Raw genomic sequence first — 7,449 nt, forward strand, 5'->3', positions numbered from 1 at the left:
GTCTCGAACATCTCTCGAGAGAGCGCATCACTCACCGTGCCAGTCGTTGCTCCGGGTCCTCGGTGGGTAGGCCGGATTATTGCTGTGGGATCGGCTGTGGTGGAGAGGGACTCTGTTTTTTTCTCGCGAGTAGGGGCTCCGCTTCGTGGGGGGGTTGAGTTCGAGTTGACATCATCGATTGAAAGAAATGATGAGTAGAACGCCCTGAGCCGTGAGTATTCACCCGAAAATCTCTCCCCCCACTTCTTTGAACGCCTCTATGTCACTCAGTGGAGGCGGACTCTCGATACTGATACGTGGTAGAATCGGGCGTCTCCAGAATTGAGAGACATCGGGTGACGAAGCCAGTCAGTAGTTGTGCGGCGTCGGGGTCCAGTGAGACGAGGGTCCCCTCGTTCGGTCCTTCGGGAAACTGGAAGACGATACCGTCCTCGTGGATCTCGGTCTGGGCGTAGGTTTCGCCAAGCGGCGGGTAGTCCTCCTCTCGGACGAGTGGTTCCGCTTGCCGCGCTCGGTCCATCACGTCGGGCGCTTCCTCGCCGAGGGCCTCCGTCTGGAGATCGTGCCGAATGTGAATCGTCTCCCAGCCGTCGGCATCGTAATAGAACGCCGTTCGGTACGAGTTACCGGCTCGTTCGCGGATGAACCGGTGTAACTCTCGGTGCCGGTCGCTTACCATAACTGGTGTTCCGGGAGTGTTCGCATTTATCTTTTGTTAGAAATGTCGCTTAATAATGTTATATACGATATCAGTTTCGTCCGTTCAGTAACCAAACCGCGATTAGCCAACCCGCACAAAGAACTAACAGAACGCAGAATCACCTCCACCCGTGCAGTTCCAGCTAACTGAGGCCCAACAGTCCCTCCGTGACGAGGTGCGAACGTTCGCACAGGAGGAGATCCGGCCACGGGCGATCGAACTCGACCAGCAGGACGAGTACCCCGCCGACATTCTCGCCGAACTCGGGGACCGACGGCTGACCGGGTTGACGCTGCCCGAGGAGTACGGCGGTCGCGGCGAGGGATTGGTCGAACTGGCGTTGATGACCGAGGAACTCTCGGCAGCGACGATGTCGGTTGCGAGCACCGTCGCACTCCACCTCGGAGTCGCGACGGTCATCGAACGATTCGGCACCGAGGACCAGTGCGAGGAATTCCTGTCGGAGATGGCGACCTACGACACGGTGGGTGCGCTCGGATTGAGCGAGGAGAACGCGGGCAGCGACAAATCGAGGATGGAGACGACGGCCGAGCGCGACGGCGACGAGTGGGTGTTGAACGGCCACAAGCGCTGGGTGACGAACTACCTCGATGCCGACGTCATCCTGACGTACGCGAAGACCGGGCCGGAGGAGGCGGCCCCACACAACGTGAGCGCGTTCCTCGTCCCGGTAGAGGCCTTCGAGGTCGAGAACGTGTGGGACACGCTGGGGGCCCGGAGCGCGAAGGCCGTCGAGGTCTCCCTTTCGGACGTTCGTGTCTCCGACGGCCGACGGGTCGGCGAGGAAGGCGAGGCGTACGTCGAGCGCGGGCGTGACAAAAACGGAGTGAACGTCCCCGCACGGGGTGTGGGTATCGCACGGGCGGCACTGGAGGATACCGTCGAATACACGAGTCGACGGCGGCAGTACGACCGGGCGATAGGGGATTTTCAGGGAGTCCGATGGGAGGTCGGGAAGATGGCCGAACGCGTCGATACGGCCCGGTTGCTCACGCTTCGGGCGGCCGACCGCGCCGACCGCGGGGCGGACGTGAGCCGAGAGTACAGCATGGCAAAGATCAACGCGACGCAGGCGGCGGTCGACAACGCGAACGACGCGATGCAACTCCACGGTGGAATCGGGTACACGACCGAACGCCACGTCGAGCGGTATCTCCGGGACGCTCGCTTGCTCACGATTGCGGGCGGGCCGAACGAGGGACACAAGGATACACTGGCGGATGCCGTCTTCTCCCGCCATGCAGAGAGGTAGCGGTGCCGTATTCGCGTTCGAAATCCGATGTCTCACCCCCGTCGCTCGTGCCGTCTCCTCAGTGTGGCGTTCGACCCCCGTTGAATCCCGGATGCGTCGTGAGCCGCTTTGCCTCGGATGGGGCGCCTCATACGAACTGGTGTAACGATTCACCGATCACCGCCAGTACGGGCCGCGATGACTGACGAACGACCGGAACGGCCCGTCTCAGATCTCGTCCATCGGGACGACTTCGCAGTCGTGTTCCGTCTCGTCGACGTGGGTGTCAGCGCGCGACCGGGCGCCGACCTGGGACGGGTGGAAGCCGATTCGGCCACAATCAGTACAGTTTATCTCGTACATCTGTATCCACCCGTTTCTATTCATCATTGTTAATTATGATATCTATACTGCCCCTCGTTTGTGGAGTAAGGACTCCATTCGGTTCAATCGGCGTGGAAACGGTCGGGTCTTCGGTGGTCGGTCCGTCCGGGATCACTCCAGTACGTCGACGCCGGTTCGGAGACCTCGGCGACCGGAATCGACCCCTCCCGGTCGTAGGAGACCAAGACGCCGTCGTAGCGAGACGCGGGGAAGATGAACGCCAGCACATCCTCGAAGAAGAACTGCTGGGCTTGCAACCCGCCGTGGTCGACGGCCTGGCTGAAATCCTCCGAGGAGACCTGATTCGCGACGAGATTCCGGTGGGCGTTGTCCAACTCGCCGTCCGTGAACGCGTCCCGAAGGTCCTCCCGGACGTATTGCATCTCGTAGTTGGTCGCGTCGTGTGTCGAGACCATCCGTAACTCGTCTTCTCCGAACTGTTTGAAGGCCTCGATATGGTTCCTCATACCAAGATAGATATCCAACCGGTGAAAAACTGTGGGTAACGATAACACGCCTCTCAAATCGAGTCTCGGAACCGGCCTCTCCGGGCCGACACCCCTTTGCGGTTGCCCGACATAAAACAGGTAATGACTCGCCGCGCGGCGGAGACGGGCTTCGAGCAGTTCACGAATCGGACGCTCGATGCGACCCACGAGGAATTCAGCGTGGGGCGGGCCCTCGACGGGACGAATCTCGGGCCGGGTGGGTCCCTCGTCGACCGCCTTCGGAACAAGACCGATCTACTGGAGCGACACGTCGTCGAGCCCGAACTCGACGTCTATCGCGAGCGGACCATCCGGCAGTTCTCGATCCTCCTGGATTACGTCGAAAGCGACGAGGAACTGGCGGCCTTCGAGGACGACCTGCTCGCTCACGACAACTACATGGACGCCCTGAAGCCGGGGGTTTCGGCGGAAACGCGGAACGCTGTCGCCGAGGCGACCCTGGCGCGGTTGGCGCGACTGGCCGACGGCATCGAACCGCTGGTCGCCAGCCCCGAAGACGAGTTCTGGGCGGCCGCGGAGGGGTCGCTGGACCAAGGGGCCGCGATAGCGCTCGTCGACGATGCCGTCCGGTTTACCGCGCCGATTCGGGAGTTCGATGGCTCGTTCGTCTTCGAGACGGGACTGAACCCCAACGAGATACTGACCAGTCGGCTGCTGCCGTCGCTGCCGACGGTCACCATCGAGTACACCGACGAGGCGATCCGGTCGATGAACATCGCCGAAGAGAAGATCATCGGCGAACTGAAATCCGAGGTTCGGACCCGGTTCGACGCGGCGGGGGATTGACCGCCCCGACTCATACGGACTGTTGTACTCTTTTACCGGTCATTGTCGACACGCACTGGCGATGACCGGTAACTCGTTACAACGATTCGTATCAATCCAGCAACGACGGGAGCGCAGAAAGCGTCTCGATCTCGTGGGTCGGTTCGACCGGCAGGTCGACGTCGTGGCTGTGTTCGCGGCGGACGAACACCGTGTCCATGCCGGCGTTTTCGGCCGCCAGCACGTCGCTTCCGCTGTCGCCGACGTAGAGGGCGGATTCGCCGCCGAGGTCTGCCATCGCGCGGTCGAGATAGTGGGTGTTCGGCTTCTTGCGGCGGAGGCTTTCGACGGTTTTCGGGCGGCCGTAGTAGGTCTCGAAGTGCGCATCGAGGCCGAAGTGGTCCAGCACGAACTCGACGGTGCTGTGGTGGTTGTTGCTGACGACGCCGCAGGGGTGGGTGAGGTCGGCGAGAACGCCGATGTCGTCGTAGGTCCCGCGAGCGCCTGCCTCGAACTGCTCGAACTGCGATCGTTCGTCGTGGTGTTCGCGGGCGTCCCACAGCGTCTCGGGGTCGACGCCGTAGGCCTCACCGATTTCGTGGAGGGCGTCGACGGTGACGCCGCTGCAGAACTCGGCGATGTGGTCGGGGTCGGGCGCGTCGATGCCGACCGAGTGGAAGGCCTCGCGAATGGCCGCCGACTGTGTCTCGAAGGCGGGCGGCTCGACGAGAACGCCGTCGTTGTCGAAGAGGAGGGTATCGTAGTCGGGCAACAGAATCTGTTTCCGAGGCCTCGGAGTTCACCGTTTCGGTCGGTTGTGGCGACGTAGCATACACGACCGGCCGCTTCGGCGGCTCATTCCTCCTCGGTCGGCCGGATCTCGAGGGTGTCATCGTTCGGGACGACCGCCAGCGTGGCCGTCTCGCACTCGAGGACCAGTCGGTTGGCCTCGATGCGTTCTTCGCCGCCGTGGGTCCGACACAATCGGTGGAGTTGGTCGAGGTCGCCGTCCGTTGCGTGGACCGTGTCCGTGCTGACGGGGTCAGGATCGGTCCCAGCCTCGGTATCGCCGTCGGAGTCCGGTTGCACCAACCCGATGACGTTCCCACAGTCCGCACATTCGAGGACGGTGACGCCGCCGCCCGCGCCGTCGGCGGGGACGGCCGCACCGCCACAGCGACCACAGCGTCGGTCGTCGTCGTCGTCGGGCGTCATGACCGGGCGTTGGGGTCGATATCTTATAAGCACCCGATTCACGCGGCGGGGAGGCGAATCCGGAAGACGGTCCCCGAGGGGTCGCGATCCTCGATGGTGACGCTCCCGTCGCAGGTTTCGACCAGTTTCCGGACGAGATAGAGGCCGAGCCCGTCGGCCTCGCCTCCGGACCGCTGGATCGACGGTTCGAACACCGTCTCACGAACGCCCTCGGGAATCCCGCTCCCGTCGTCTGTGATGACGGTCTCGACGGCGCCGTCGACGCGTTCGGTCGTGACGCTGACCGTCAATCCCGATATGTCGTTGTGCTCGGCGGCGTTCTCGAGGACGTTCCAGAACACCTCGTCGATGAGTTCGTTGGCAGTCACCCGTAGCCCATCGTCGATGTCGGTTTCGACGGTGAGGTCCGGATAGGAGGTTTCGAGGGCACCGACCTGTTCCCGGAGTATCACCGACAGGTTCACCGCCTCGGTGGCCAGTTGCCCGGTTTCGGATTCGATTATGGTGTCGGCGGTCTCCAGCAGGCTCTGGGCGGAATCGGTGCGTTCCTGAATCAGTGCGAGTTCCTCGGGGTCGGCGTCGTACTGCCCCTCCAGGCGGTCGGCGAACCCGCCGATGACGACGAGGTCGTTCTTGATGTCGTGGCGGATGAGCCGCAGGAGGAAGCGAAGCGTCTCGCGTTGGTCCCTCGTATCCTCGACGAGGCGGGCGTTCTGGGCGGCCTGCCCGCGGTTCAGGCCGATGAGGACGCCCGCCGCGGCGCCGACCGACCCGACGATGATGAACTGGTTGGCGAAGGCAAGCGAGATGCCGCCGGCGCGTATCTCGGGAACGGACGCCCAGACGACGAAACTCGACATGAAGAGGAAGCCGCCGAGACACCACTTGGCGGCGACCCAGCACTCCGAGACCGCGAGGTCGCTCCGATAGATGGTCAGTCCCGACATCACGACGATGTAGCCGAACAGGACGTGGACGACGATACCCAGCACCGCCTGATTGTACGACCCGGCGCTCGGCAGTCCCCACGCGAACCAGAAGGTCAGGCCGGCGGCTGCCAGCGTCACCCCGAGCGTGACGAACAGCGCCCCCCACCGCTTCCGACTGTCCGGCGTTGACACGCTTCGTTCGTAGACGCGCGCCGAAGTATAGGTGACGGCTATAACGCGCCGTGACGGCCGTCTATCCCCGCCGATTTATACGCGGGGTGTGACGGTCTTCACGAGTATGACCGACGCCGACGGGACGGCCGCCCACTTCACCGACGCAGAAATAACTGCGGTCATCGACCACTACGACGATCCGGATCATCCCGACGCGCTGTCCGTCAGTGAGGCCCGCTCGCGGCTCGAAACCCTCCAGTCCCACCTCGAGGCCGACTGGTCGGCCCACCTCGATGCGGTCCGAAACGGCGACCTCGATGTCGTCCGCGACACCGGCACAGTCGTCGTCTTCCGGGACGGCGACCGGACGGCGTGGAACCGCCTGCTCGACGACTGCGGGTGGTACGACAGCGTCGACCGGACGATACTCCGGGTCGTCCACCATCAGGCCGCTACCCGCCTGACCGACCACGATTTCGAGGGTTCGGACCCCATCGTCGCCGCCAAATCCACCGACGCCGAGGCCGGCCAGCGCTTCGTCGAGGCGACGGTCAATCACCTGTTGGACACGGGCTTGCTTCCCAACGAGGCGTGGGCCTACTACGGCATCGAGGTTCGCGGCTACGACGGCCGCGAGTGGGCGGACCGCTGTGGATACGACGACCGCATCGCCGTCGCCGACGCGGTCGAGACCGCCCGTGACAAACTCGGCGAGTAGCACCGACGGCCCGCCGAATCCGAAACCGTCTTTATTGACTGACCGGTCAGTCAACACGTGACTACGAGCGACGCCGAGGGCCTCCGGGCGCGACTCCGGAGCGGTGACCAGCAGTACGCGGTCATCGCGACGGTCATCGCCAGTACCTTCTTCGTCGGGTTCGGCGGCGGCGTCATCTTTCCCATCCTGCCGAACCTGGGCAAGGTCCTCGGCATCTCGCCGTTCATGGTCGGCCTCATCCTCAGTGCTAACCGCTTTTCGCGCCTCTTCGCCAACGCGCCGGCCGGCATCGTCGTCGACCGGGTCGGCACACGAACGCCCTTCGTCGTCGGCCTGGCGATTCAGGGCGTCGGCACCGGCGGCTACATCGTCGCCATGTACTCCTCGTTGCCGTCGGCGTGGTTCCTCGCCGCCCGAATCGGTTGGGGGTTCGGGAGCGCCTTGGTCTTCGCGACGGCCTACACCATCGCCGCCGATCTCAGCGACGGCGGCTCTCGGGGGACGAACATGGGCCTCATCCGCGGCGGCGTTATCTTCGGCTTCCCGACCGGCCTCGTCGTCGGCGGCCTCGTGAGCGAATTCTACGGCACCGTCGCGGCCTTCGTCGTCGCAACCGCCTTCGCCCTGTTGGCCAGCGTCCTCGCGTACCTCGCGGTCCCCGAAACCCACGTCGAGGGCAATCCCCGGCAGTCGGTCAAGCCGTGGGACGTCGACACCTCGCTGCCCTCGGTTACTATCGGCCTCGTGAACTTCGCCGTCCTCTTCGCCTACATCGGCGTCCTCTTCGCGACGCTGGTGCTCTT

The 7,449-nt window shown here is 63.8% G+C and carries 10 protein-coding genes; 4 read left to right on the forward strand and 6 right to left on the reverse strand.

The window, feature by feature from the left end:
- Positions 1-262: 262 nt before the first annotated feature.
- Entirely contained in the window at positions 263-679 is a 417-nt protein-coding gene (locus V5A53_RS11220) for a hypothetical protein (protein ID WP_332313701.1), read from the reverse strand.
- A gap of 151 nt (positions 680-830) precedes the next feature.
- On the opposite strand from V5A53_RS11220, the gene V5A53_RS11225 reads away from it, so the two are divergent.
- Entirely contained in the window at positions 831-1,973 is a 1,143-nt protein-coding gene (locus V5A53_RS11225) for an acyl-CoA dehydrogenase family protein (protein ID WP_332313702.1), read from the forward strand.
- Positions 1,974-2,180: 207 nt separating this feature from the next.
- Here the strand turns inward: V5A53_RS11225 and V5A53_RS11230 are convergent, their stop codons facing one another.
- Positions 2,181-2,315, reverse strand: a complete 135-nt coding sequence (locus tag V5A53_RS11230) for a hypothetical protein (protein ID WP_332313703.1) — start codon at positions 2,313-2,315, stop codon at positions 2,181-2,183.
- A gap of 83 nt (positions 2,316-2,398) precedes the next feature.
- Positions 2,399-2,803 carry a hypothetical protein gene (locus V5A53_RS11235; protein WP_332313704.1) on the reverse strand — a complete coding sequence of 135 codons (405 nt, stop codon included), beginning with the start codon at positions 2,801-2,803 and terminating at the stop codon, positions 2,399-2,401.
- A gap of 123 nt (positions 2,804-2,926) precedes the next feature.
- Here V5A53_RS11235 and V5A53_RS11240 point away from each other — a divergent pair, with 123 nt between their 5' ends.
- Positions 2,927-3,631 (forward strand): hypothetical protein, encoded by a 705-nt coding sequence (locus tag V5A53_RS11240; RefSeq protein WP_332313705.1) that lies wholly within the window; start codon positions 2,927-2,929, stop codon positions 3,629-3,631.
- A 91-nt stretch (positions 3,632-3,722) separates the two neighbouring features.
- Here the strand turns inward: V5A53_RS11240 and V5A53_RS11245 are convergent, their stop codons facing one another.
- From V5A53_RS11245 to V5A53_RS11255, 3 genes are all read right to left on the reverse strand, one after another.
- Positions 3,723-4,382, reverse strand: a complete 660-nt coding sequence (locus V5A53_RS11245; RefSeq protein WP_332313706.1) for an HAD family hydrolase — start codon at positions 4,380-4,382, stop codon at positions 3,723-3,725.
- Between the two features lie 83 nt (positions 4,383-4,465).
- A complete protein-coding gene (locus V5A53_RS11250; protein WP_332313707.1) occupies positions 4,466-4,825 on the reverse strand; it encodes a hypothetical protein in 360 nt (119 codons plus the stop codon).
- Between the two features lie 38 nt (positions 4,826-4,863).
- Positions 4,864-5,946 (reverse strand): ATP-binding protein, encoded by a 1,083-nt coding sequence (locus tag V5A53_RS11255; RefSeq protein ID WP_332313708.1) that lies wholly within the window; start codon positions 5,944-5,946, stop codon positions 4,864-4,866.
- Positions 5,947-6,052: 106 nt separating this feature from the next.
- Between V5A53_RS11255 and V5A53_RS11260 the strand changes: the two genes are divergently transcribed.
- Together V5A53_RS11260 and V5A53_RS11265 are read left to right on the forward strand one after the other, a co-directional pair.
- Positions 6,053-6,646 carry a hypothetical protein gene (locus tag V5A53_RS11260; protein WP_332313709.1) on the forward strand — a complete coding sequence of 198 codons (594 nt, stop codon included), beginning with the start codon at positions 6,053-6,055 and terminating at the stop codon, positions 6,644-6,646.
- Positions 6,647-6,769: 123 nt separating this feature from the next.
- Positions 6,770-7,449, forward strand: a 680-nt coding sequence (locus tag V5A53_RS11265) for an MFS transporter (protein ID WP_442928693.1), incomplete at its 3' end; no start/stop codon positions are given.

The sequence above is a fragment of the Natronomonas sp. genome, from assembly GCF_036625485.1.
GTDB lineage: Archaea > Halobacteriota > Halobacteria > Halobacteriales > Haloarculaceae > Natronomonas.